The organism is Magnetospirillum moscoviense, assembly GCF_001650635.1.
In the GTDB taxonomy this organism is placed as follows: Bacteria; Pseudomonadota; Alphaproteobacteria; order Rhodospirillales; family Magnetospirillaceae; genus Magnetospirillum; species Magnetospirillum moscoviense.
Genome location: NZ_LWQU01000159.1, coordinates 1 through 23,312, shown reverse-complemented (window position 1 = coordinate 23,312; position 23,312 = coordinate 1). Strand labels below are relative to the sequence as shown.

General features: G+C 64.1%; 23 protein-coding genes, 1 tRNA gene and 2 pseudogenes. 12 read left to right on the top strand and 14 right to left on the bottom strand.

Annotated elements, in window-relative coordinates:
- The coding region (locus A6A05_RS21525; RefSeq protein WP_216635812.1) for a hypothetical protein at positions 1 to 363 on the top strand (363 nt) is incomplete at its 5' end.
- 109 nt (positions 364 to 472) lie between these two features.
- Here A6A05_RS21525 and A6A05_RS14580 read toward each other — a convergent pair.
- The 5 genes from A6A05_RS14580 to trpB form a co-directional block, all read right to left on the bottom strand.
- Complete coding sequence (locus tag A6A05_RS14580) at positions 473 to 910, bottom strand: thermonuclease family protein (protein ID WP_068502760.1); 438 nt, start codon at positions 908 to 910, stop codon at positions 473 to 475.
- Between the two features lie 80 nt (positions 911 to 990).
- Positions 991 to 2,298 carry a bifunctional folylpolyglutamate synthase/dihydrofolate synthase gene (locus A6A05_RS14575; protein ID WP_068502755.1) on the bottom strand — a complete coding sequence of 436 codons (1,308 nt, stop codon included), beginning with the start codon at positions 2,296 to 2,298 and terminating at the stop codon, positions 991 to 993.
- Entirely contained in the window at positions 2,298 to 3,212 is a 915-nt protein-coding gene (gene accD / locus A6A05_RS14570) for an acetyl-CoA carboxylase, carboxyltransferase subunit beta (protein WP_068502752.1), read from the bottom strand. Before accD ends, A6A05_RS14575 begins: the two co-directional genes overlap by 1 nt.
- A gap of 179 nt (positions 3,213 to 3,391) precedes the next feature.
- Entirely contained in the window at positions 3,392 to 4,204 is an 813-nt protein-coding gene (gene trpA / locus A6A05_RS14565) for a tryptophan synthase subunit alpha (RefSeq protein ID WP_082910990.1), read from the bottom strand.
- Positions 4,204 to 5,427, bottom strand: coding sequence for a tryptophan synthase subunit beta (trpB, locus tag A6A05_RS14560; protein ID WP_068502745.1), 1,224 nt, complete (start codon positions 5,425 to 5,427; stop codon positions 4,204 to 4,206). Before trpB ends, trpA begins: the two co-directional genes overlap by 1 nt.
- Positions 5,428 to 5,571: 144 nt before the next feature.
- On the opposite strand from trpB, the gene A6A05_RS14555 reads away from it, so the two are divergent.
- Both A6A05_RS14555 and A6A05_RS14550 read left to right on the top strand, forming a co-directional pair.
- Complete coding sequence (locus A6A05_RS14555; protein WP_068502742.1) at positions 5,572 to 5,949, top strand: c-type cytochrome domain-containing protein; 378 nt, start codon at positions 5,572 to 5,574, stop codon at positions 5,947 to 5,949.
- A gap of 122 nt (positions 5,950 to 6,071) precedes the next feature.
- Positions 6,072 to 6,902, top strand: coding sequence for a hypothetical protein (locus A6A05_RS14550; protein WP_068502739.1), 831 nt, complete (start codon positions 6,072 to 6,074; stop codon positions 6,900 to 6,902).
- Between the two features lie 622 nt (positions 6,903 to 7,524).
- On the opposite strand, the gene A6A05_RS14545 is transcribed toward A6A05_RS14550, so the two are convergent.
- On the bottom strand, positions 7,525 to 7,866 hold the full coding sequence (locus tag A6A05_RS14545; RefSeq protein ID WP_082910989.1) for a host attachment protein: 342 nt from the start codon (positions 7,864 to 7,866) through the stop codon (positions 7,525 to 7,527).
- Positions 7,867 to 8,007: 141 nt separating this feature from the next.
- Between A6A05_RS14545 and guaB the strand changes: the two genes are divergently transcribed.
- Positions 8,008 to 9,468, top strand: a complete 1,461-nt coding sequence (gene guaB, locus A6A05_RS14540; protein ID WP_068502734.1) for an IMP dehydrogenase — start codon at positions 8,008 to 8,010, stop codon at positions 9,466 to 9,468.
- Positions 9,469 to 9,485: 17 nt separating this feature from the next.
- Here guaB and A6A05_RS14535 read toward each other — a convergent pair whose 3' ends face one another.
- Positions 9,486 to 10,133: a hypothetical protein gene (locus tag A6A05_RS14535; protein WP_068502731.1), complete on the bottom strand. Its 648-nt coding sequence runs from the start codon at positions 10,131 to 10,133 to the stop codon at positions 9,486 to 9,488.
- A 187-nt stretch (positions 10,134 to 10,320) separates the two neighbouring features.
- Here A6A05_RS14535 and A6A05_RS14530 point away from each other — a divergent pair, with 187 nt between their 5' ends.
- Positions 10,321 to 11,628 (top strand): RsmB/NOP family class I SAM-dependent RNA methyltransferase, encoded by a 1,308-nt coding sequence (locus A6A05_RS14530; RefSeq protein WP_068502728.1) that lies wholly within the window; start codon positions 10,321 to 10,323, stop codon positions 11,626 to 11,628.
- On the opposite strand, the gene A6A05_RS14525 is transcribed toward A6A05_RS14530, so the two are convergent.
- Positions 11,612 to 11,965 carry a c-type cytochrome gene (locus A6A05_RS14525; protein WP_068502725.1) on the bottom strand — a complete coding sequence of 118 codons (354 nt, stop codon included), beginning with the start codon at positions 11,963 to 11,965 and terminating at the stop codon, positions 11,612 to 11,614. The two genes, A6A05_RS14530 and A6A05_RS14525, sit on opposite strands and share 17 nt — an antisense overlap.
- 141 nt (positions 11,966 to 12,106) lie before the next feature.
- On the opposite strand from A6A05_RS14525, the gene A6A05_RS14520 reads away from it, so the two are divergent.
- The 3 genes from A6A05_RS14520 (at position 12,107) to A6A05_RS14510 (ending at position 15,134) form a co-directional block, all read left to right on the top strand.
- Positions 12,107 to 12,703 (top strand): formyltransferase family protein, encoded by a 597-nt coding sequence (locus A6A05_RS14520; protein ID WP_216635811.1) that lies wholly within the window; start codon positions 12,107 to 12,109, stop codon positions 12,701 to 12,703.
- An 18-nt stretch (positions 12,704 to 12,721) separates the two neighbouring features.
- Positions 12,722 to 13,405, top strand: a complete 684-nt coding sequence (locus tag A6A05_RS14515; RefSeq protein WP_156521077.1) for a hypothetical protein — start codon at positions 12,722 to 12,724, stop codon at positions 13,403 to 13,405.
- 277 nt (positions 13,406 to 13,682) lie between these two features.
- Entirely contained in the window at positions 13,683 to 15,134 is a 1,452-nt protein-coding gene (locus tag A6A05_RS14510) for a site-specific integrase (protein ID WP_156521076.1), read from the top strand.
- Positions 15,135 to 15,337: 203 nt separating this feature from the next.
- Here the strand turns inward: A6A05_RS14510 and A6A05_RS14505 are convergent, their stop codons facing one another.
- From A6A05_RS14505 to A6A05_RS14490, 4 genes are all read right to left on the bottom strand, one after another.
- Positions 15,338 to 16,027, bottom strand: coding sequence for a DUF3800 domain-containing protein (locus tag A6A05_RS14505; protein WP_082910988.1), 690 nt, complete (start codon positions 16,025 to 16,027; stop codon positions 15,338 to 15,340).
- 354 nt (positions 16,028 to 16,381) lie between these two features.
- Positions 16,382 to 16,774, bottom strand: a complete 393-nt coding sequence (locus A6A05_RS14500) for a hypothetical protein (protein ID WP_068502713.1) — start codon at positions 16,772 to 16,774, stop codon at positions 16,382 to 16,384.
- A 261-nt stretch (positions 16,775 to 17,035) separates the two neighbouring features.
- Positions 17,036 to 17,776: a recombinase family protein gene (locus A6A05_RS14495; protein ID WP_068502712.1), complete on the bottom strand. Its 741-nt coding sequence runs from the start codon at positions 17,774 to 17,776 to the stop codon at positions 17,036 to 17,038.
- Between the two features lie 268 nt (positions 17,777 to 18,044).
- Positions 18,045 to 18,118: transfer RNA gene (locus A6A05_RS14490), tRNA-Gln, on the bottom strand.
- A gap of 179 nt (positions 18,119 to 18,297) precedes the next feature.
- Here A6A05_RS14490 and A6A05_RS14485 point away from each other — a divergent pair.
- From A6A05_RS14485 to A6A05_RS14475, 3 genes are all read left to right on the top strand, one after another.
- A complete protein-coding gene (locus A6A05_RS14485; protein ID WP_245644306.1) occupies positions 18,298 to 19,284 on the top strand; it encodes a Ppx/GppA phosphatase family protein in 987 nt (328 codons plus the stop codon).
- The gene (locus A6A05_RS14480) at positions 19,281 to 20,021 is read left to right on the top strand and encodes an RlmE family RNA methyltransferase (RefSeq protein ID WP_068502707.1); all 741 of its coding nucleotides are present in this window, start codon (positions 19,281 to 19,283) and stop codon (positions 20,019 to 20,021) included. Before A6A05_RS14485 ends, A6A05_RS14480 begins: the two co-directional genes overlap by 4 nt.
- A gap of 63 nt (positions 20,022 to 20,084) precedes the next feature.
- The gene (locus A6A05_RS14475; RefSeq protein WP_068502704.1) at positions 20,085 to 22,241 is read left to right on the top strand and encodes a methyl-accepting chemotaxis protein; all 2,157 of its coding nucleotides are present in this window, start codon (positions 20,085 to 20,087) and stop codon (positions 22,239 to 22,241) included.
- 231 nt (positions 22,242 to 22,472) lie between these two features.
- Here A6A05_RS14475 and A6A05_RS20250 read toward each other — a convergent pair.
- Positions 22,473 to 22,619 (bottom strand): annotated as a pseudogene (locus tag A6A05_RS20250) (integrase core domain-containing protein); the annotation flags it as partial.
- 43 nt (positions 22,620 to 22,662) lie between these two features.
- On the opposite strand from A6A05_RS20250, the pseudogene A6A05_RS22135 reads away from it, so the two are divergent.
- A pseudogene (locus tag A6A05_RS22135) lies at positions 22,663 to 22,848 on the top strand (terminase gpA endonuclease subunit); the annotation flags it as partial.
- A 109-nt stretch (positions 22,849 to 22,957) separates the two neighbouring features.
- Here the strand turns inward: A6A05_RS22135 and A6A05_RS14470 are convergent.
- The coding region (locus A6A05_RS14470; protein ID WP_068502701.1) for a winged helix-turn-helix domain-containing protein at positions 22,958 to 23,312 on the bottom strand (355 nt) is incomplete at its 5' end.

Below are 23,312 nucleotides of genomic sequence, written 5' to 3'. Positions count from 1 at the left end.
ATCCGGACCCGACCGCGCGATATTGCCTCGCCGCCGCCATGGGGGCGTGACCGTCAATACGATTCACGAATAGAGCCAAACATAAAGAACCGCAGTGCTTACGTGATACTGGTCGATGCGGTTTACTTCGAGCTACAACGCCTGAAAAAGCTGGCAACAGAGCACCCCCATAAGTTGGGAGATTTCCTACCCGCAACCACGAAGTACGATGCCGAAGCTAACATGTTGACCCATACGTATGCTGGGGGTGCAGAGGTGGTCACGAAGCTTTCTGATATCCACCCATTGCCGTTTTCCTTTGCTCCATCCGAAGACGGTCCCAACGGAGGGGCGGGCCGTGGAGATGGGATCGCGAGGCACTGAGCAAAGCCGTGGCGACAATCGTTGGACCGCAGACAATCACATCGAGACCGATTTTATCCACATTGAGTGGAATCCAGCTATAAATGGATAAGATCAAGTGCCCCCACCCTCAGCACCACCCCTGTTTGGTGCGACCTTCATAGGGATAGGCCAACCCGGCCTTGATCAGGCTGGCGGCGATGTCCTGGCCCTCGGGGGTCTCGACCAAGGCGACGGCACGGCCGCCATACTTGTCGTAGGTGACGTCCTTCAGCAGCACCCGGCCCGACGCCGTCCATTGCGTCAGACTGTCGCGCGCCCGTTGCGCCAGATCGCGCTCGCGATCACACTTGCCCTTGATCTCGGGGGTGTCGATCCCGGCCAGCCGCACCGCCACCTCGACATAATGTCCGGGCCAGATATGGGCGCGCACCGCCAGGGTGTCGCCATCCTTGACGGTCAGCACCTCGGCCTCGACCGGGCCGCGAATGCGTTCGGTCGGCGCAGCCGATACCAGGACCGGCGCGACCAGCAACAAGGCCGCTAACGGGAATTGCATACACTTCATGGCACACACGCGATATTAACGCGCATGACCTTACCAGTGATACCCGCCTAAATCAATAAAATGAGAACAAAGCGGAACACTCAGCCGTTCTGTTCCAGCACCTTGCCGGCCAGGTACAGCGAGCCGCAGATCAGCACGCGGGCCGGGCCTTGGGAATGGCTGGCGATCAGGGTGTCCAGCGCCGCCTCGACCGACGCGGCCGGGGCGGCGTCCATGCAGAAATGCCGGGTCGCGGCGGCGGCGGCATCCTCGGCCGACAGGCTGGACGCCTCACCGGGGATGGTGACGGTGCGCAACGAATGAAAGCGGGGCGCCAATGGTTCCAGGTAACCATCGACATCCTTGGTCGACAGCATGCCGAACAGCCCCATCAGCGGCATGTCGCGCCACGAGCGGGCATGGCGCGCGATGGCCTCGGCGGCATGGGGATTGTGGCCGCCGTCCAGCCACAGCTCCCAGCCGGCCGGCAGGCGCTCGACCAGCGGACCCTTGGTCAAGCGCTGCAGGCGGGCCGGCCATTGCACGCTTTTCATCCCCAGCGCCAGGGCGGCGGGCGGGAATTCGGGGATCACCGGCGGCTTCTCGGTCCGGCTTAAGCGCTCGATGGCGGCCAGGGCGACGCCCGCATTGCGCAATTGGAAGGCGCCGGCCAGGCCGGGGGCCGGCAGGGTCCATTCGACGCTGGTGCCCTTGTAATGGCTGCCGCCGTCGGGGGTGGCGCGCAGGAAGAAGTCCTTGCCCTCGCGGATCAACGGCACGCCGATTTCCAGCGAGCGGGCCTCGAGGACCTTGATGACCTTGCGCCCCTGGTCGGCGATGACGCACGGCACGCCGCGCTTCATGATGCCGGCCTTCTCGGCGGCGATCGATTCGATGCGCCCGCCCAGGAACTGCTCGTGATCCATGGCGATCGGGGTCAGCACGGTCAGCACCGGACGTTCGACCACATTGGTCGCGTCCAGCCGCCCGCCCAGCCCGGTCTCCAGGATGGTCAGATCGGCGGGCGTGCGGGTGAAGGCCAGGAAGGCCGCCGCCGTGGTGATCTCGAAGAAGGTGATCGGCGCACCGTCATTGACCGCCTCGATCTCCTCCAGCAGGGCGATCAGGGCGCCGTCGTCCAGCAATTGGCCGGCGACGCGGATACGTTCGTTGAAGCGGACCAGATGCGGCGAGGTATAGACATGGGCGCGAAGCCCCGCCGCCTCGGCGAAAGCGCGCAGAAACGCCACCGTCGAGCCCTTGCCGTTGGTGCCGGCGACGTGGACCACCGGCGGCAGCCGCAATTGCGGGTGGCCCAGCTTGTCCAGCAGGGTCAGCACCCGGTCGAGCGACAGGTCGATGACCTTGGGGTGCAGCCGGGTCAGCCGGTCCAGAACCGCGTCGACCATCACATGCGGGCCAGCGCCTCGGGGTTATCGACCTCGACCGGCAGGGTGACCAGATCACCGGCCGGGGCGCGGTTCTTCAACAGCGACAGCACGCGGATCAGGGCGGCGCGCAGGTCGCGGCGCGGCACCACCATGTCGACCATGCCCTTGTCCAGCAGGTACTCGGCGCGCTGGAAGCCCTCGGGCAGCTTCTCGCGGATGGTATTCTCGATGACGCGGGCACCGGCGAAGCCGATCACCGCGCCGGGCTCGGAAATGGCGATGTCGCCCAGCATGGCGAAGCTGGCCGAGACGCCGCCGGTGGTGGGGTCGGTCAGCAGCACGATATAGGGCAGGCGCTTTTCCTTGACCTTGTCGACCGCCACGGTGGTCCGGGCCATCTGCATCAGCGACAGGATGCCTTCCTGCATGCGGGCACCGCCCGAGGCCGGGATGACGATCAAGGGCGCGTCCTGCAGCACGGCCAGTTCGGCGGCGGCGACGATGCCCTCGCCGACGGCGACGCCCATCGAGCCGCCCTGGAAATCGAAATTGAAGGCGGCGATCACCACACCCAGCCCGCCCATCTTGCCGTGGGCGACGGCGATGGCGTCGTGCTCGCCGGTCTTGGCGCGGGCTTCCTTCAGGCGGTCGCTATAGCGCTTCTGGTCCCGGAACTTCAGCGGATCGTCGATGATCTTGGGCAGCTCGATGCGGGTATAGCGGCCTTCGTCGAACAGCATCTCCAGGCGCTTGTTGACCGACAGGCGCATGTGATGGCCGCAATGGCCGCACACGTTCAGCGCCTTTTCCAAGTCGCGGTGAAAGATCATGTGACCGCAGCCGGGGCACTTGTGCCACAGATTGTCCGGCACTTCCTTCGGACGGACCAGGGCCTGCAGCTTCGGTCGGACGTAGTTGGTCAGCCAGTTCATCGCAGCAAATCCTCCTGACGGCCGGCGGCATTCCCGCACCGACCGGCGAATAAACCACAGAGGCACAGAGGCACAGAGGGACCACCCCCGTTGAAGCGACAGCGGCTCAACCCGGCACCTTCCCTCTGTGCCTCTGTGTCTCTGTGGTTAACCTCTTCGAACATCGAAGCCGATATACCCTATTTCCGCGCGCCCCGCACGCCTTCGGCCAGCTTGGCCACCAGGCCCAGGGCCGCGGCCACCGGGTCGGCACCGGCCTTCTTGGCTTCATCAGCGGCGGCGACGATGGCCGAGCCGACCACCACGCCGTCGGCCAAACGCGCCACGTCGGCGGCCTGCTCGGGCGTCTTGATGCCGAAGCCGACGCAGACCGGCAGGCTGGTGTGGCGCTTGATCCGCGCCACAGCGTCACCGATGGCCTGGTTCGAGGCCGAGGCGGTGCCGGTGATGCCGGCGATCGAGACGTAGTAAACGAAGCCCGAGGCGTTGCCGACGATCACCGGCAGCCGGGCATCGTCGCTGGTCGGCGTGGTCAGGAAGATGAAGTCGATATCGTTGGCCCGGCAAGAGGGCAGCAATTCGTCGGCTTCTTCCGGCGGCAGATCGACCAGGATCAGACCGTCCACCCCGGCCCGGGCCGCATCGGCGCAGAACTTTTCCGGCCCCCAGGCATAGACGGGATTGTAATAGCCCATCAGCACCACCGGAGTGGCGGCGTCCTTTTTGCGGAAGGCGGCGACCATCTCCAGCACGCCCCGAAGGCTGCCGCCGGCTTCGAGCGCGCGGCCGGCCGCCCATTGGATCGCCGGGCCGTCGGCCATGGGATCGGTGAACGGCATGCCGAATTCGATGATGTCGGCGCCGGCCGCCGGCAGGCCGTCGAAGATGGCCTGGCTGGTGGCGCGGTCGGGATCGAAGCCCATCACATAGGTCACCAATCCAGCGCGATTGTCGGCGGCCAGGGACGACAGGCGGGTGGCAAGACGGCTCATCACACCAGCCCTCCCAGATGGACGTCGCCCAGGGCGCGCGCCACGGTGTTGACGTCCTTGTCGCCGCGTCCCGACAGGTTGATCACCATCAGATGATCCTTGGAAAGCGTGCCGGCGATCTTGGCGGCATGGGCCAGCGCGTGGCTGGATTCCAGCGCCGGGATGATGCCTTCGGCGCGGGTGACGAATTGGAAGGCCTCCAGCGCCTCGTCATCGGTGACCCAGACATATTCGACCCGGCCGCTATCGTGCAGCCACGAATGTTCCGGCCCGATACCGGGATAATCCAGGCCAGCCGAGATCGAGTGGGCCTCTTGGATCTGGCCGTCCTCGTTCTGCAAAAGATAGGTGCGGTTGCCGTGCAGCACGCCGGGCCGGCCGCCGGTCAGCGAGGCGGCGTGCAGCTTGTCCAGCCCGTGGCCGCCGGCCTCGACGCCGATGATGCGCACGCTGGGCTCGTCCAGGAACGGGTGGAACAGCCCCATGGCGTTCGAGCCGCCGCCGATGCAGGCGACCAGGCTGTCGGGCAGGCGACCTTCCTGGGCCAGCATCTGGGCGCGGACCTCGTCGCCGATCACCGACTGGAAGTCGCGCACCATGGCCGGGAACGGGTGCGGCCCGGCCACCGTGCCGATCAGATAATAAGTGTCGGCGACATTGGTGACCCAGTCGCGCAGGGCGTCGTTCATGGCGTCCTTCAAGGTCGCCGCCCCCGAGGTGACCGGCCGCACTTCGGCGCCCAACAGCTTCATGCGATAGACGTTGGGGGCCTGACGCTCGATGTCGGTGGCGCCCATATAGATGACGCATTTCAGGCCGAACAGCGCGCACACCGTGGCCGTCGCCACGCCATGCTGGCCGGCGCCGGTTTCGGCGATGATGCGTTCCTTGCCCATGCGCCGGGCCAGCAGGATCTGGCCGATGCAATTGTTGATCTTGTGCGCGCCGGTGTGGTTCAGGTCTTCCCGCTTGAGGAAGATCTTGGCGCCGCCCCAGGCTTCCGTCAGGCGGGCGGCGTGATACAGCGGATTGGGCCGGCCGACATACTGGGCCAGCAGCGTGCGGAACTCGGCCACGAAGGCCGGGTCGCACCTAGCCTCGCCATAGGCCTTTTCCACCGACAGGATCAGCGGCATCAGGGTCTCGGCGACATAGCGGCCGCCATAGATACCGAAATGGCCGCGCTCGTCCGGGCCGGCGCGGTAGGTGTTCAAGCTCGACATATCATCATCCAACCAACCGGAAGGGCCGCCAATAAAGCATGAAGACAGCCGGTTGGGGAGATTTTTTAGCAGCCCGGCCATTGCCAAAACGGTCGCTAAGTTGCAAACTTTCTGAACTAGACAGGATATGGGGAGTTCCCGCTTATGATCACCTTCCGCGCCGCCGCGCTGGCCGCCCTGGCCCTCGCCGTCGCCTCGCCCGCCCTCGCCAAGGAAGCCCCCGTGAGCTTCTCCGAGGACGTCCACCCCATTTTGCAGGTCCGTTGTGTGGCCTGCCACCAGGCCGGCCAGGATGGCTTCGAAAAGAGCGGCCTGGACCTCACCACCTATGAAGGCACCATGAAGGGCACCAAGCACGGTCCGATGATCGTGGCCGGCGACCCCGTCACCAGCAACCTGATGGTGCTGATCGACGGCAAGGCCGACAAGTCCCTGCAGATGCCGCACGGCAAGAAGAAGCTGAGCTCTTGCGACCGCGACTTGATCCGTAAGTGGATCAAGCAGGGCGCGCAGAACAACTAAACCAGCTTCACAGAACGCCAGGGCCGGCCTCCGCCAGGGGGCCGGCCCTTCGCGTTTTGGCACTTCCGCCACGCATCGGCCAAGAGTAGGCTTGTGCGCAAGTTCTATCTGGATCGCCGCCCGTGGCCGAGGAAGTCGACACCGAAGACGAGCCGAAAGGGCCGGAAGCCCCCGAAGGCCAACATTGTCGCCATGTCAGCGGGGTCGCCGTGCGCGCCCTGCTTGATCTGGTGCGCGAAATCGCCATCGATGGCCAGGTCGCGGTAGCCGACGTCGAACGGATCGCCCAGGCGATCCTGGGGGCCGGCGGCCCGCTGGCGACGATTTATTACCAGCAGACCCGGACCTGCGAGGACGTCTTCAACCGCATCGCCATCGAGCGGCAGCGCCGCGACCCGCTGGGCCGCATGGTGGTGCACCCGATCGCCGCCCTGCTGGACACACCGGCGGGCATCGAGCGCAAGCGGCTGCCGCAATTCCTGTCGGCGGTGCGCATGATGATCGGCGAAGAGGCGCACGAGCAATTGCGCCAGCGGGCCAAGGCGCTGGCCGCCGCCCATCGCGGCGATGACGGCATGGTCGCCTGGGACGCCCTGCACGAAGCCCCCGAGGCCGGCTTGATCCTGGAACAGGTGCTGGTGCTGATCTCCAAAAGCTTCACCCGCTTCGACGCCCGCCGCGACTGGTTCCTGGTGGTGCTGAACGCCAATCCCAGCGCGGTCTCGACCGGCTCGACCTCGTTCGTGGCCTTGAAGGCGGAAGAGCGTGCCAAGTTCGCCTTCACCGAAGGCCATATGGGCCGCGTGTTCGACGCGCTTTATGCCAGCCTCAAGCTGGACACCTTCGCATCGGACCGCATCCGTGCTTTCAGCCGGCGCTGGAACCTGGCCCCCGACAAATTGCTGGGGCCGTTCTTCGTCGAAATCGCCCGCCTGCTGCAGAAGTCCGGCTGAACGCGGATTAGGCGCGGGGCGCATGCCCGTGCCGGGCCTGCTCAAACGCCGCCGGGCTTAAGGCGGTGGTAGAAAAAGCCCGAGCGGCGACTGAGCAGCCCAGCACGGGCCGCGCTTCGCGCCAAAAGCCCGAGCGGCGACTGAGCAGCCCGGCACGGGCCGCGCCTCGCGCCAAAAGCCCGAGCGGCAACTGAGCAGCCCGGCACGGGCCGCGCTTCGCGCCAAAAGCCCGAGCGGCGACTGAGCAGCCCGGCACGGGCCGCGCTTCGCGCCAAAAGCCCGAGCGGCGACTGAGCAGCCCGGCACGGGCCGCGCCTCGCGCCAAAAGCCCGAGCGGCAACTGAGCAGCCCGGCACGGGCCGCGCTTCGCGCCAAAAGCCCGAGCGGCGACTGAGCAGCCCGGCACGGGCCGCGCTTCGCGCCAAAAGCCCGAGCGGCGACTGAGCAGCCCGGCACGGGCCGCGCCTCGCGCCAAAAGCCCGAGCGGCGACTGAGCAGCCCGGCACGGGCCGCGCCTCGCGCCAAAAGCCCGAGCGGCGACTGAGCAGCCCGGCACGGGCCGCGCCTCGCGCCAAAAGCCCGAGCGGCGACTGAGCAGCCCGGCACGGGCCGCGCCTCGCGCCTAATGCGGCAGCCAGTCGCGCAGGCAGGTGGTCAGTTCGCGCGGCGTGGTCCGGATCAGGTCGCGATCGACCTCGCCGATCACCAATTGCCTGGTGTCGGGAGTCATGTGACCTTCAAGGGCCGACAGCACCGATTGGGGGCCGACCAGCACAAGATGCTCGAACAAATGGGTGCGGGCGGCGCGGTCCAACTGGCCGGCGACCCGGCCCAGAAACGGGCGGCCGTCGGCGGGAACGCCGTAACCCATGACAGGCTCAAGGTCGTGCCGAGGGCCGTCGCAGCGGAAGAAGGATGCGCGCGAACCATCGGCCACACACACCCAGGTGTCGGAGGAACGCATGGCAACCTCCCCTTCGCGAGCGTCGAACGTACGCTCTTGCCAAAAAGCATAGCACAGATGCCACGCACAGGGGGGTACTCCGTTGCACACCCAAGGGCATAGCTGCTATTAGAGCGGTTTCACGCGCCGGCCGGAGGTGACATGGAAATCAAGGAAGCTTTGACGTTCGACGATGTTCTGCTGGTTCCGGCGGAATCCGACGTTCTTCCCACGCAGGTTGACACCCGCACCCGCATGACCCGCTCGATCGAGCTGGGCATCCCGCTGGTGTCGGCGGCCATGGACACCGTCACCGAATCGCGCCTGGCCATCGCCCTGGCCCAGGCCGGCGGCGTCGGCGTGATCCACAAGAATCTCGACATCTTGGCCCAGGCCCAGGAAGTCCGCGCGGTCAAGAAGTTCGAATCGGGCATGGTGGTCAATCCGGTGACCATCCACCCCGACCAGCCGCTGGCCGAAGCGCTGAAGCTGATGGCCGACTTCAAGATCTCGGGCATCCCGGTGGTCGAGCGCGGCACGCGGCGTCTGGTCGGCATCCTGACCAACCGCGACGTCCGCTTCGCCTCGGATGTTCATCAGCCGGTCGCCGAGCTGATGACCAAGGACACCTTGATCACCGTGCGCGAAGGCGTCGACAAGACCGAGGCCAAGCGCCTGCTGCACCAGCACCGCATCGAGAAGCTGCTGGTGGTCGATGGCGAATACCGCTGCACCGGCCTGGTCACCGTCAAGGACATCGAAAAGGCCCAGGCCCACCCCGACGCCTGTAAGGACGAGCAGGGCCGCCTGCGCGTCGCCGCCGCCACCGGCGTCGGCCCGGAAGGCATCAAGCGCGCCCAGGCCCTGCTGGAGGCCGAGGTCGACGTGATCGTCGTCGATACCGCCCACGGCCATTCCAAGGGCGTCATCGACACCGTCCGCCAGATCAAGCGCCTGTCCGACCGCGCCCAGGTGATCGGCGGCAACATCGCCACCGCCGCCGCCGCCCAGGCCCTGGCCGATGCCGGTGCCGACGCCGTCAAGGTCGGCATCGGTCCGGGCACCATCTGTACCACCCGCATGGTCGCCGGCGTCGGCGTGCCGCAGCTGTCGGCGGTGATGGAAGTGGCCGAAGTCACCCGCAAGGCCGGCATCTGCCTGATCGCCGATGGCGGCATCAAATATTCCGGCGACATCTCGAAGGCCATCGCCGCCGGGGCCGATTGCGTGATGATCGGGTCCCTGTTCGCCGGCACCGAGGAAAGCCCGGGCGAGGTGTTCCTGTTCCAGGGCCGCTCGTACAAATCCTATCGCGGCATGGGCTCGATCGGGGCGATGGCGCGCGGCTCGGCCGACCGCTATTTCCAGGCCGACGTCAACGACAAGCTGAAGCTGGTCCCCGAAGGCGTGGAAGGCCGCGTTCCCTATAAGGGTCCGGTCGGCACCGTCATCCACCAGATGGTGGGCGGCCTGCGCGCCGGCATGGGCTATACCGGCAACCGCACCATCCCGGAAATGCAGACCCGCTGCACCTTCCGCCGCATCACCTCGGCGGGCCTGCGTGAAAGCCACGTCCACGACGTGTCGATCACCAAGGAAGCGCCGAACTATAAAAGCGAGTAGCAGGCGGGGCTCCCCCGTCAGCCGCCCGTTTCAGCCGGGCTTCTTGGCTCGGTGCGCTCGGCGCCCTGGGAGGCGACGCCGCGTTGCACGAATGAACCGATGAAGGCGCCGAGCGTCAGCTTGGCCAGATCCATGAATTTGTCGTCGTACAGCGACACCGCGCTGAACACCAGGGTCAGCCCGATGGTCGCCAACGGCAGGCCCGACAGTCCCAGCTTGGTGAAGAAGCCGGTGATACCGGTCAACGCGCTGAGGCGGATATATTCGGTGATGGCGTCACGATTGGCATCGCGAATGGCGTCAGCCAGCACCAGATAGTCCCGGCGCGGGATGACCGACCGCGCCGACGCCCCGGCCACGTTTAACAGCTTCATGCCGACGAAGGCGGCGAACGCCGAGGCCAGGAAGATGATGATGCTGTCGGAATAGACCTGGACGATATAGAGCAGGATCTGCATCCCGGTCGCGTCCTTGATGATGTGCATGCTCTGGTCGTACAGGTGCAGGAACACCCAGCCCAGCGACAGCAGACCGCACACCGAAATGCCGATCAGCGCCAGGCCCGCCAGGGCAAAATAGCGGTTGAACACCCGTTCGGAGGTGACATCGACCGACGCCCCGCCATCGGCCGCCGCCACCTGGATTTCTCCACTCTCTTTCGACATCCCCGCCCCCCTCGCCACAGCCAGATTTAAAGTAGTATTTAATCGTCGTCACTGCCATTAAACAGTGCCGTTATTCCGTTGGCAATCGAGAGCGGCCCGGCCGGCAGGATTTTTTCGATGCGCGGCGGGCGGCAATGGCAGTATGGTCCGCCGCACCGCACCGCGCGGCCTCGCCACAGGAATCCTCATGACCCCCGCCGCCCGTATCGCCGCCGCCATCGAGTTGCTGGCCACCATCGAATCCGAGACCCGGCCCGCCGACCAGGTGGCGTCGTTCTTCTTCAAGAACCGCCGCTATATCGGCGCCAAGGATCGCCGCGCCGTCGCCGACACGGTATGGCGGGTACTGCGCCGCAAAGCCCGCATCGATTGGTGGCTGGAGCGCCTGGAGCATCCGGCCGAGGCCCGCGCCCGCGTGCTGGCCGACCTGGCCTTCGAGGGCCAAAGCCTGGAGCCTTCGCTGTTCCAGGGCGCCCATTCGGCGCCGCCGCCCGGCCGCGAGGAAAAGCGCCTGATGGAGCGCCTTAAGGGCTGCGACCTGTTCCACCGCGACCAGCCGGCCTGGGTCAGGGGCGAATTCCCCGAATGGCTGACGCCGAAATTGGAAGCGCTGTGGGGCAACGATCTGGCCGCCCAGGTCGGCACCATGCGCGACGAGGCGCCGCTGGATTTGCGGGTCAACAGCTTGAAGGCCGACCGCGACGCGGCCATCGCCAGCCTGGCGGCCGAGCAGATCAAGGCCGAACCCACCCGCTGGTCACCGCTGGGCCTGCGCCTGATGGCGCGGGCACCGATGGTGCAGTTGCAGGCGTGGCGCACCGGCCTGGTCGAGATCCAGGACGAGGGCTCGCAATTGGTGGCGCTGCTGACCGATGCCCGACCGGGCATGGCGGTATGTGATTATTGCGCCGGCGCCGGCGGCAAGACCCTGGCGATCGCCGCCCAGATGGAAAACAAGGGCCGGCTGGTCGCCTGCGACGTCGCCGAATGGCGGGTCGACAAGGCGGGCGACCGGTTGCGCCGGGCCGGCGTGCACAACGTCACCCGCCGGGTGATTTCAGGCGCCGCCGACAAATGGATCAAGCGCTCGGCCGGCTCCTACGACCGCGTGCTGGTCGATGCGCCGTGCACCGGCACCGGCACCTGGCGGCGCAATCCGGACGCCAAGTGGAGCCTGACCCCCACCGACCTGGCCGAACTGCTGGACAGCCAAAGGGTGATCCTGACCAGCGCGGCGCGGCTGGTGAAGGCCGGCGGACGGCTGGTCTACGCCACCTGTTCGATCCTGCCCGACGAGAACGAAACCCAGATCCAGGCCTTCCTGGCCACCCATCCGGATTTCAAACTGGTTCCGGTGCCCGGCCTGTGGTCCGAACTGGTCGGGACCGAATGCCCGGTCGACCAGCCCTATCTGCGGCTGTCGCCGTTCTCGCACGGCACCGACGGATTCTTCGCCGCCGTGCTGGAACGGGTTGGAGCTACTTCAGGGTCTTGAGATAGGCGATGGCCGCCTTGCGCTCGGCCTCGTCCTTGACCAGCAGGGCCATCTTGCTCTTGGCCGCGCCGCCGGTCTTGGCCGCCAGGAAGGCCGACGGATTTTCCAGATAGGCCATCAGGTTGGCATCGTCCCACACCACACCCTTGCCGGCCAGCTCGGGGACCGAGGCGGCCTTGCCATAGATTCCGAACAGATTGGGGCCGACCTTCTTGGCGCCACCGCTTTCGAAGGTATGGCAGGCCAGGCACTTTTTGACCGCCGCCGCATCCTGGGCGGCAGCCGGCAAGGCGATGGACAGGGTGACAAGGGCGGCGACGGCGGCAAGGGACTTCATTCTCGGCCTCCAGGGGTCTTATTTATCGCCGCCGATGATATCTTGCCTGTTTCGCCCTTCAAAGCTGGATTTCGCCGATTGAACCGGGCGCGGTTTCGTCGATAAATGAAACATGCCCGCGGACAGGACTGGACCACATCGTTGAAGAAGTTGCGCACCGTCGCCTTGTTGGGACGAGAGCCCGGATTGCGGGTCCTGCAAGATGTCCTGATCGACAATCCGCTGGTCGAGCTGGCGGCGGTCTACACCCACCCCAATCTGCCCAAGAAGGAAGGGGGCGGCCCGCGCCCGGAACTGGCCCGCTACGAAGCCGTCTGCGCTGCCGCCCAGGTGCCGCTGCATCGGCTGGACGTCGCCCAGGCCAAAAGCCTGGAACAGATGCTGCCCGAGCACCGGGCCGACCTGCTGCTGGTGCTGTCGTGGCGCTCGATCCTGACCGCGGCGATGCTGGCCCAGGCCCGTTTTGCGATCAACCTGCATCGCGGCGCCCTGCCGGCCTATGCCGGGGCCGAGCCGGTACGCCGCGCCATCGAGGCCGGCGAGGCCCGCGTCGCCATCACCGCCCACCACATGGTGGAAGAGGTCGATGCCGGCCGGGTGGCGGCCACCGTGTGGATGGATATCGCCCCCTGCCCGCCGCCCCTGTCGGCCGCCGAATATGCCGAAGAGGTCAAGGCGCGGCTGTTGCCGCTTTACGCCCCGCTGGCCCGGCTGGCCATCGCCTCGGTGGCGGCCTAGCCGGCCATGGAACAGGTGGTGAGCCATCCGCTGAACCCTGGCTTCCGGCTTGAGGTCGGCCCGGCCTGGTCATCGCCGCCGGCCGTGGCGGAACGCATCGCCGCCATCTGGCAGGCCGAGAAGGCAAAGCGCGGCGACCGCCTGACCAACGGGCCGGTCTATGGGCTGGAATCGGCCGGCCTTGATGTCTTGCGCATTCAGCGGTCGGACTATAGCCATGTCCTGGCGCGGCGCCTGGCCCCCGAACTGGTCGGTGCCGGGCTGACCTTCCGCCCCCTGGGGGTGACCGGGCTGCTGCTGTGCGCCGATGGGCTGGTGCTGGGGCAAAGGGGCGCCGACGTCGCCACCGATCCCGGCCTGTGGGAGGCGGCCCCGGCCGGCGGCCTGGCCCAGCCCGATCCGCGCCTCCAGGTCCTCGAGGAATTGCACGAGGAATTGGGCATCGGCCCCGCCGACATCACCGCCGTCGAGGCGTGCGGTCTGGTCGAGGATCTGCCCAGCGGCGTGCTGGACATCGTGTTCCGCCTGCGCACGCCACTGTCGGGCACGGCGGTGCAGGCGGCCTATGGGGCGCTGGCCACCGCCGAATACGCGCGGGTGGCGATCGTCGCGCCGGCCGCCCTGCCGGATTTCCTGGAGCAAAACCGCCAGACCCTGCTGCCGGCCCTGGTGCCGATGCTCAGGCTGGCCGGGCTGGCCTGAGCGGGGCCGGACTCGTCCTGAAACTGGAGGAATTTTCCCGGGGCAGGTCAGACCCAGCCTAAAGGGCAATGCTTAGATCCGAGCCCCCTCTCTCGCTATTTCAAGATTTTCAACGGTTACCGGCACCGTACGCCCCCTCCGGGCCTCATCTTTCCGAGGCATCAGAATCACCCCCCCGTGCCTTATCACCTCTGGTACCAATCATCTTGTCGTACCACCCGCCCTTCCCAACGAAAGTGACGTCCTTAAAGAGGCTCAACGTGTTGAGGCTGAAGGTTTGTCAACCGAACTTGGACCGGCCTTAGCGCAACTTGGCGATCTTTACTTACTGAAGAACGCGGCTCAACGCGGCAAAGGGGCACGATCGGCACTCTTAGGCGCCCTTCGCGCACACTATGGCAATGGCGAAACCGTACTTGCGCACGCTGTAGCTGATGAAATCATTATGCGTGAGCGTTTTGACCTTGAAAAAGGGTCTATTCCTTACCGTGACTTCTGTCTAAAGCTCATGCGTGCTTGGGTTGAAGCTTTAACGCGAGCCGAAGAGCATGATCGCGGTGTGTTCGGCGGCAAGCCGATTGATCCTATCGTCAAACCAGCGCTTGCCGAGGTTGAGCTTGCCGTTGCGGCCTCCGGCGAAAGCATCATGGAGTTGTTTGACCAGTTCTGCCGCGAGAACCCCGGTGGCGTGACCGCAGACACCCAGGATCAGAACCGCAAGATAGTGAAGCTGTTCGCGGAGTTCGTCGGTGAGGCATCGCCAGCTTCCGCCATCACCAAAGCAGCCGTGCGCGACTGGAAGAAGGCGCTATTTTCGTGGCCGATCAGAGCCGCCGATACCAATGTGTTTACGGGCATGACCTTTCGTCAGGTGTTGAAGGCGAATGAGGAGGTGGGTAAGCCGACGATCAGCGAGAAGACCATCAATAAGTATCTGAGCGCCATGGGCGGCTTCTGTGGTTGGTTGCGGTCGAATGACTACATCGAGGGCGACCCGCTGGACGGCATGTTCCTGAAGCTCGATAAGGAGAAGCAGAAGGTCTTCCCCTACACCACGGATCAGCTCAAGGCGATCTTCGGCTCTCCGGTGTTCACAGGAGCGCAGTCCAGCGAGAATGATCATCTTATCGGTAACGTCGGCATCAACGATTGGCGCCGTTGGCTTCCTCTGATCGGCCTTTTCACGGGCGCCCGCCTGGGGGAGATTGCGCAGCTCTACCTTGATGACGTGCGCCAGGAGCACGGGCACTGGATTTTCCACATCACCCGCGAGACGACCCGTGATGGTGACGTGAAGAAGACCACCAAGACAAAGGGGTCGCAGCGCGTCATCCCCATTCATACTGAGCTGATCAAGCTTGGCTTTCTGGATTACGTCGCTCTCGTGCGGAAGCGGAACGCGAAGCGCCTGTTCCCCGAAATCACACCCGACACCAGGGGGCACATGTCAGGCCATCCGTCGCGCTGGTATGGTCGCTATGTCGCCCGGATCGGCGTGAAAGACGACAAGAGCGTCAACTTCCACTCATTCCGCCACGGCTTGGCTGATGCCTTTCGCCGGGCTGGCTATCTCGACGACCAATTCAAGTTCATGCTGGGCCACACCGGCGCTACCACCACGGGCCGATATGGCAACCTGCCAGAGGGGGAGCTGAAGATGCGTGTCACCATGATGGAGGCTGTGACCTTTCCTGGGCTGGATTTAAGCCACCTTTATCCCCACCTTTAATGGTGGGCCTAGCGAGTTCGAGCCGCTTGACTCCCTAACGAAAGGGGCTGCGCCCCCACTGAGAACTACCACCTTTTCGAGCTGTCAATAGATTTCCCTAGCTATCCCCATGTTTTGATTGCCAAGCAAGAGGCGCCAGTGTATGCTTAGTTATGGTCAATTGAGACCGGGCGTCGTCTGTGACGGCGGGCAAAGGCTTCGGGTCAAACCGAAGCCTTTTCGCTTTTCTGGGCAATGATAGCCTCATCAAAGCAGTAGTATTTTATGCCAATATACTTCGCCATGTCTTTATCAAGGCAGGAATCGATGAGTTTTCCTGCCGTTGAAAGCGATTGATAAGGAGGGTAGCTTGGATCATACCCGCCTTTAATTACTGGATAGAGCAAGAGGTCAGCTATCTGCGCCCCGACATTATCTTTCTTAACAAATTTTGGATTCTTCAGAAGGACGCTTGCAAAACCTTCTGCCCCAAGGGGTAGGTATTTCGCAGAGGAATCTGGATCGAAATACATTCCATTGTCGCGTAAAGAGGCGTGATAGATTCTAATAGCCCTGTCCTCGTTCTTTCCGGTCTCCTCAATATACACAACAAGTTTCCGAGCATGCATTGCGGCAAACTTGGCGGCCCTCTCGACTACAATGGTGTAGGCGCTCTTGCACATCTGCCAAGGTTTCTTGTCGTATTTCGTCTCATAACGCTTATTGTATCCTGGACGATGAACACAGCAACCAACAACATGACCCGGAATTGTACAAAGTAATTTCTCCAGTGCAGGATAGAAGCTTGCAGATCGAACTGGGTCCGATTTTAGCCATGCAAAGCCATCTTTTTTTGTCCTGATTTTATGAGAATGAAGAGGGCATTCAATTGAATTGCTCGCGCTTAAACTCATTAGTCATATCGACAAGCTGCGATACGTCTTCAGACTTAATAAGAAGACCGCCAAGCGCAAAATGGTCCATACCATCTTCGCGTTCTTGCCGAGGCGCTCTGTCTGGGAAGCGAGTTCCAGAGTCATCTAGGTAAAGATCAAACGAAGGGGTGCCCATCAAAATTTTGCCTTCCGGGGATCGCCAACTTACAGAGGGGGAAATGCCTGGAAGGCAATTTTACAACAGTCTCTGTCTGGTAGGGGGCGATTTTTCATATCCACCCATTATTGACGCCCTCCGAACGAGCAACACGATGCAATATCGCGATGATGGAGGCCATCAGCTTTTCCTGACTCGCCCTGCGCACCTGCGCCCTATGAAAGGGGCGCAGGAGACCGTGCCATCGCAGCCGTGACAATTTTCTTCACCCCTTCGTGGGAAGCCCGCACCAACTTTTTCATGTCGTAGGGCGAGCAGGGAACCATCGGGAAAGTGCCGGACACACGAGGAAAGCCCTTGTTGATGTGACGCAAGAGCTCGTCGGTATCGGCCTCGATCAAACGGAAACGCCCATCGTCAGCCTCATAAAGCGTGTACCACCCGCTTCCGATGCCCCACTCGGACACAGTCAGGGGGACGCCGTTGACCTCAAACCGATGCCAGGTGCCGTGCTTGTCCCGACCGTGTTCAGTGCGGGTGGACAGTTCGTCAAGATCCGACAGGGTCTCAGCGTCGATGATGAAGGCGGGCCTAATGTTAGTAGTCATTCAGATAAATCTCCTACGTTTCATGGATGGCAATAATTATGCGCAGAGCATGATGACGCTCAAGCGCTTTATTTGAGCTTAAGAATTTTATTGCTGCGTCAATTTGTGTGTGATAGACATTTAAATTATAATATCCACGCAATGATCAGTCAGATCTGACTTATTATCAGAACCTAAGAGCATGCCAATTGAGGCTTAGCTTCTTTCAGAGTGGCAATCTCTACTTCATAGAGCTTCCGAGCGGGTGCGGGTTGAGGCTGGCTACCATGTGCCCCAGGCTTCGCAGGGCTTACCCTCTGCCTGGGGCTCCGAGAGGGCGCTGCCGCCCCTATCGGCGATCTGAGCGAGCAGCCTCTTGATGGCACTGGGTGACCATTCCCCACCGCGAGGAGACGGAACACCACGGGATGCCAGAGCCTCGGCAATGCCTCTATACGAGGATGTTCCGCTGGCGAGTATCGCGGCGACCACCGGCCGCAAGTTCTCGGCCCTTGCTTCCGACTTCTGAGACCGCACTGCCACACTCTTCGCCCGCGCATCGGGAAGGTTGGTGCGGTTGCCGAGAGGAACGCCCTCCGCCTTCTTCTTGCTCAGTGCCGCCCTGGTGCGCTCGCTGATGATCTGCGCCTCCATCTGCCCCCTAGCTGCTTCACCGACCAGCACCGCCTTGCTCTTCTTACCGTGGCTAGCAGCAATCACCTTGATGCCTTCATCCGCGATGAAGTCCGCCATGGCCTTGGAGCTTCTGGTGAGACGATCCACATTGGATACGATGATGGGGCAGTTAAGTTCACGGGCCTTAAGGATCGCCCGTTGCAAGCCGTTCCGTTTGTAAATGCCTGCCTCACCCGTCCCGGTATCGACGTCTTGAAAGACCTCCGTGACGGAAATTCTGGAGGCACTGGCAAAGGCTCTTATCTGTTCTAACTGAAGGCCAAGGCCAACGCCATTGGCGCCTTGATCCTTCGTCGATACTCTAATGTACGCAATGGCTTGCTTCATAAATCGCGCCCTAGGGTCATGTTGTCCTGCGTGTTCTAATTATATATGATAGCTTATACAAATGGAACAGTTTTGTCAGATGCCTGTGCAAGGAGGGCAAGACAGATAGCGCGGATCAGCCGCGATCCGGGCCAGTGCAGTTGGATTTTTCTAGGACTTCGATCTGGGCGAGCTACACATCCCAGCACCACAAAGCTTCTACACACGAGAGCGACCCCGCTCCATGCGACACGAGCTAACGCATTGATTTTATAGAAAATTCTAGACTTGGCTGGGGGACTAGGATTCGAACCTAGACTGGCGGAGTCAGAGTCCGCTGTCCTACCGTTAGACGATCCCCCAGCAGGGGTCTGGCGGGGCCGGTGGCCGACCGCGAGAGGGGGACCTTCTATCACAGCGTTTCGGCGGTTGCAAAGGGGGAATTTGGCTGTGCGGGACATTTCCCTTGGGTCCTGGGGGCCGGGCGGGTAACATGCCGGCCCATTCGTTCCCCGCCCTGCTTTCCCGTGGTGAGTTCCGCGTTGAGTTCCCTGGCTCCCCTGTACCCCCGCGACCCGGTTTTCGCCGCTCTTGATCTTGGCACCAACAATTGCCGGATGCTGGTGGCGCGCCCTGCCCTGGTCGGATTCCGGGTGATCGACGCCTTCTCGCGCGTCACCCGTCTGGGCGAGGGACTGGCCGCCAGCGGCCGGCTGTCGGATGCGGCGATGGACCGGACCATCCTGGCCTTGAAAGCCTGCGCCGACAAAATGGGGCGCAACCGCGTCACCCACGCCCGCCTGGTCGCCACCGAGGCCTGTCGCCGCGCCGACAATTGCGCCGAATTCGGCGAGAGGGTCTTCGCCGAGACCGGCTTGGATCTCGACATCATCAGCCCCGAGGAAGAAGCCGCTCTGGCCCTGGCCGGCTGCGCCTCGCTGATGCGGCCGGGCCTGCCGTGGGCCCTGGTGTTCGATATCGGCGGCGGCTCGACCGAGGTGGCCTGGGTCGATCTCTCCAGCGGCAGCCACGACGTCAAAGGCATTCAGTCGCTGCCGCTGGGCGTGGTGACGCTGACCGAGCATCTGGGCGACCGGCTGTTCTCGGCCGACGGCTACGACCAGGCGGTCGAGGCCATCGCCGCCCGCCTGGCCCCGTTCGACCAGCGCCACGGCATCGGACCGCATTTGGTCGATGGCCTGGTGCAGATGATGGGCACCTCGGGGACCGTCACCACTCTGGGGGCCTTGCATCTCAGGCTGGATCGCTATGACCGGACCTTGGTCGATGGGCTGGATCTGGGCTTTGCCGACATCGCGGCGGTGACCCGCTGGCTGCACGACCTGACACCGTCGCAACGGGCCGGCCATCCCTGCATCGGGCCGGAGCGCGCCGATCTGGTCATCGCCGGCTGCGCCATCCTGGAAGCAGTGTGCCGCACATGGCCGTTGAACACCCTGCGGGTGGCCGATCGCGGCGTGCGCGAAGGGGTTCTGTTGGGTTTGATGCGCGAGGAACAAGAGGCATGAGCGCCACCAAGAGCGGGGGCAAGGGCGGCACCAAAAGCAAGTCCGGCGGCGGCGCCAAGGGTTCGGGCAGCCGCATGCTGGTCGAACGGGTCAAGACCGCACGGGGGCGCAAGCCGTCCTCGACCCGCTGGCTGCAACGCCAATTGAACGACCCCTATGTGCACGAGGCCCGCAAGCTGGGCTATCGCTCGCGCGCGGCCTTCAAGCTGATCGAGCTGGACGACCGCTTCCATTTCCTGAAGTCCGGCCAGCGCGTCGTCGATCTGGGCGCCGCCCCCGGCGGCTGGACCCAGGTGGCGGTCGCCCGCGTCGGCGCCAAGGGGTGCGTGGTCGGCATGGACATCCTGGAATACGACCCGATCCCCGGCGCCATCTCGATGCTAGGCGACTTCCTGGCCGACGATTCACCGGACCGCCTGAAAGAGGCGCTGGGCGGCCCCGCCGACGTGGTGGTCTCGGACATGGCCGCGCCGACCACCGGCCATCCGCCCACCGACCATTTGCGCATCATCGGCCTGGTCGAGGTGGCGTTGCACTTCGCCCTGGAAGTGCTGGTCCCGGGCGGCACCTTCGTCGCCAAGGTCTTCCAGGGCGGCACGGAACGGGGTCTGCTGGACCAGCTGAAGCGCAACTTCGCCACCGTGCGCCACGCCAAGCCGCCCGCCAGTCGCAAGGAATCGGCGGAAACATACGTCATCGCCTCCGGTTTCAAGGGGCGGGAACAGGAATCTTCTTGAACTCCGGCGCTAGACCTAGGTATTTATACTAAGGATATATTTCCTACTGCCGGAGGTTTCTTGATGCGCGACAACGGGCCGATCACGAACCGCGAGGTCATCATGGGCGATGGCACCATGCTGGTGTCTCGCACCGATGCTGGCGGCCGGATCACCTTCGTCAATAAGGTCTTCATCGACATCAGCGGCTTCACCGAGGATGAGCTGCTGGGCTCTCCACACAATCTGGTGCGCCATCCCCACATGCCGAAAGAGGCGTTCGCCGATTTGTGGGGAACCATCAAGGCGGGCAAGCCGTGGGAAGGCTTCGTCAAGAACCGCACCAAGGGCGGCGATTATTACTGGGTGCGGGCCAACGTCACCCCGATCACCGAAGACGGCCAGATCACCGGCTATGTGTCGATCCGTTCGAAGCCCAGTCGCGAGCAGGTGGCCGCCGCTGAAAAGCTTTATGCCGACTTCCGCGAGGGCCGTGCCGGCGGGCGGATGATCAAGGAAGGGCTGGTGGTCGGCAATGGACTGGGCGACCGCGTCGCTGCGTTTCTGTCAACTGTTCGCGGCAGATTGTCCCTGGTTCTGACGTCAATGGTCCTGGCGACGCTGGTCGTCGGCCTTGTCGGCCTGCAAGGGGTGTTCTCGGTCAAGGATGATGTCGGGGCCATCTATCGCGACAACACCAAGGCGGTGATTGCGCTCAGCACCGTCACCGACCGCTTGCGCGAGAACTATCAGTTGGTCCTGGCCGCCGAGATCGACTTGCGCCAGAAGGGATCGACCACCGTCGATGCGCGCCTGGCGGCCATGACCGCCAACACCGCCGACATCGAAAAGGCGTGGGGCGAATACGCCAATGGCGACCATCCGGCCGACGAACACAAATTGATGGACGCGTTGATGACCAGCCGCCAGGCGTTCCTGACCAAGGGGCTGAACCCGGCGAAGGACCTGTTGAGGAAGGGCGACGCAGACGCGCTTGGCGCGCACATTCACACCGTGATGGAGCCGGCCTTCCGCGACACCGTCACCACGCTCAGGGCCTTGGTCAATTATCAAGTTGGCGATGGCGAAGCCATCTATGCCAAAGCCGAGGGCGGCGCTGCCCGCGGCCTGACCATCATCGGCCTGCTGATGGCCGCCGCCATGGTTGGCGCGGTGGTGCTGGCCGCCTGGATCCTGCGCTTCGTCCAGCGCCCGATGGTCGAGATGGAAACCCATTTCGACGCCATCGCCCGCGGCGACCTGGGCCACGAGATCGGCAATGCCAGCGTCGGCGAGTTCCAGCGCATGACCGCGCTGTTGCGGGCCACCAAGGCCAAGCTGGGCTATGGCGTGCTGGAAAAGGCCGAGTTGGACCGTCAGGCCGAGCAGGCCCGGCGTCAGGCTCTGGAATCCGTGGCCAATTCGCTGAAAAACCGCGTCGAAGGTGTGGTCGAACTGATCCAGATTTCGTCGGGTAGCCTGTTGGGCAACTCGCAGACGCTGTCGTCCAACGCCGACCAGACCATGATGCAGGCCGGTAACGTCACGGCCATGACCGGCCAGGTCACCGCCAACGTCCAGGCGGTGTCGGCGGCGACGCACGAATTGTCGTCGTCGGTCGACGAGATTTCACGTCAGGTGGCGCATGCCGCCGCCATCTCGACCGAGGCGGTCGGGCAGGCCCAGGCCACCGACAAGACGGTGCGCGGCCTGGCCGAAGCGGCCCAACGCATCGGCGAGGTGGTCGAACTGATCAACTCGATCGCCAGCCAGACCAACCTGCTGGCACTGAACGCCACCATCGAGGCGGCGCGTGCGGGCGAAGCCGGCAAGGGCTTCGCCGTCGTCGCCAACGAGGTGAAAAGCCTGGCCAACCAGACGGCGCGCGCCACCCAGGAAATCACCCAGCAGGTGTCGGCGATCCAGGGCGAGACCCGCGTCGCGGTGGATGCCATCCGCGGCATCGCCTCGACCATCGAGACCATCAACGAATTGTCGGCGGCGATCTCGGCGGCGGTCGAGGAGCAAGGTGCCGCAACCCAGGAGATCGCCCGCTCGGTATCGCAGGCGGCGGAAGGCACCCACCAGGCCGCCGAGAACGTGGCGGAAGTCGCCAACGCCGCCGAGGAAACCAAGCTGATGGCCGATCAGGTCACCGGTGCGGCGGTGGCGCTGCAGGATGTGTCGAACCAGTTGGCCCGCGAGGTTCAGGGCTTCCTGGGCGAGATCAGGTCGGCCTAGTATTTTGCGTTGATCTCGCTGTTTTGGCATCCAGGAACGCCCTGCCGTGAGCAGGGCGTTTGCCGGTGCGGCATTGTATCGGATGGCGACCACGGTTTTTTGACCTTCCCCCCTGATTCGGCCCACGCGGAGGGTGAGTGTTTCCGTTGATATCATGGTTGCCGGGGTGCTGGCGACGTGGTGGTGGCCGGAGGGAGCCGAAGGCGACTGCAGGACGGCACCACGTCGCTTGGCCGCAAAGGCGGCGGGTGTTTGATAACTCAGTCCGCTATGGGGCCGTTCCTCGTTGTAATGGCGGCGCCAGCCTTCGATGAGGCGGCGGGCCTCGGCCAGGCTGGTGAACCAGTTCTCATTCAGGCATTCATCCCGGACCTGACCGCCACGAAGCAGTGAGCAAGGGACAGGAGGTTGGGGCGACCGCCTGCCCGAGGCCGCTGCCTTGCTGACCGCTGGCGTCGATGTCCAGGGCGACCGGCTGGAGGTGCAGGTGATCGCCTGGGGCTCCGACGAGGAATCCTGGGTGGTCGAGTATCGCGTTCTGTGGGGCGATCCCTCCGCCCCCCGCGTCTGGGCCGATCTCGATTCCTACCTCGCCACCACCTTCGTCCATCCCAAATCCGTCGGCGACCTGCCCAGCCGCCCCTTCTGCCCAACGCGGGCCTCATCCTGGAAATACAGGCTGATCCGCTTACCGGGGTGGGCCTCCGTGGCCGCCGCTACGGCGTCGCGCAGCCCCCTTTTTGAAAGCGTTCCTGCGCCTTGGCATCGGTCTTTGGGTGGACGGGCCGCGCCTTCTGACGAGACATGTCCAGCCTTCGAAGGATACGGCTCAGGCTGCCGGGATGCAGCGTCTTGCCAAACTTGGCGGAAATCCAGATTGCCAGCGCCTCTCGCGTCCAGGCGCAGACACCGTCCACTTCCGGTTTCGGTCCTTTGAAGATGGCGGCGGCCAGGCTCGCCTGCTCGGCCTCCGTCAGCCACTCCGGGCGACGCCCCTTCGGGCGGTCGAACAGCCCCGCGACGCCCTCGGCGTTGTAGCGCGTCACCGCGTCCCGCAACGCTTGGCGTTCC

Excerpts from the sequence above, each read along its gene's own strand:
- trpA (WP_082910990.1), bottom strand. The coding sequence starts at position 4,204 with ATGAGCCGTCTTGCCACCCGCCTGTCGTCCCTGGCCGCCGACAATCGC.
- A6A05_RS14500 (WP_068502713.1), bottom strand. The coding sequence starts at position 16,774 with ATGACTACTAACATTAGGCCCGCCTTCATCATCGACGCTGAGACCCTG.
- A6A05_RS14495 (WP_068502712.1), bottom strand. The coding sequence starts at position 17,776 with ATGAAGCAAGCCATTGCGTACATTAGAGTATCGACGAAGGATCAAGGC.
- A6A05_RS14530 (WP_068502728.1), top strand. The coding sequence starts at position 10,321 with ATGACCCCCGCCGCCCGTATCGCCGCCGCCATCGAGTTGCTGGCCACC.
- A6A05_RS14480 (WP_068502707.1), top strand. The coding sequence starts at position 19,281 with ATGAGCGCCACCAAGAGCGGGGGCAAGGGCGGCACCAAAAGCAAGTCC.
- A6A05_RS14505 (WP_082910988.1), bottom strand. The coding sequence starts at position 16,027 with ATGAGTTTAAGCGCGAGCAATTCAATTGAATGCCCTCTTCATTCTCAT.
- guaB (WP_068502734.1), top strand. The coding sequence starts at position 8,008 with ATGGAAATCAAGGAAGCTTTGACGTTCGACGATGTTCTGCTGGTTCCG.
- accD (WP_068502752.1), bottom strand. The coding sequence starts at position 3,212 with ATGAACTGGCTGACCAACTACGTCCGACCGAAGCTGCAGGCCCTGGTC.
- A6A05_RS14525 (WP_068502725.1), bottom strand. The coding sequence starts at position 11,965 with ATGAAGTCCCTTGCCGCCGTCGCCGCCCTTGTCACCCTGTCCATCGCC.
- trpB (WP_068502745.1), bottom strand. The coding sequence starts at position 5,427 with ATGTCGAGCTTGAACACCTACCGCGCCGGCCCGGACGAGCGCGGCCAT.
- A6A05_RS14535 (WP_068502731.1), bottom strand. The coding sequence starts at position 10,133 with ATGTCGAAAGAGAGTGGAGAAATCCAGGTGGCGGCGGCCGATGGCGGG.
- A6A05_RS14580 (WP_068502760.1), bottom strand. The coding sequence starts at position 910 with ATGAAGTGTATGCAATTCCCGTTAGCGGCCTTGTTGCTGGTCGCGCCG.
- A6A05_RS14555 (WP_068502742.1), top strand. The coding sequence starts at position 5,572 with ATGATCACCTTCCGCGCCGCCGCGCTGGCCGCCCTGGCCCTCGCCGTC.
- A6A05_RS14545 (WP_082910989.1), bottom strand. The coding sequence starts at position 7,866 with ATGCGTTCCTCCGACACCTGGGTGTGTGTGGCCGATGGTTCGCGCGCA.
- A6A05_RS14475 (WP_068502704.1), top strand. The coding sequence starts at position 20,085 with ATGCGCGACAACGGGCCGATCACGAACCGCGAGGTCATCATGGGCGAT.
- A6A05_RS14575 (WP_068502755.1), bottom strand. The coding sequence starts at position 2,298 with ATGGTCGACGCGGTTCTGGACCGGCTGACCCGGCTGCACCCCAAGGTC.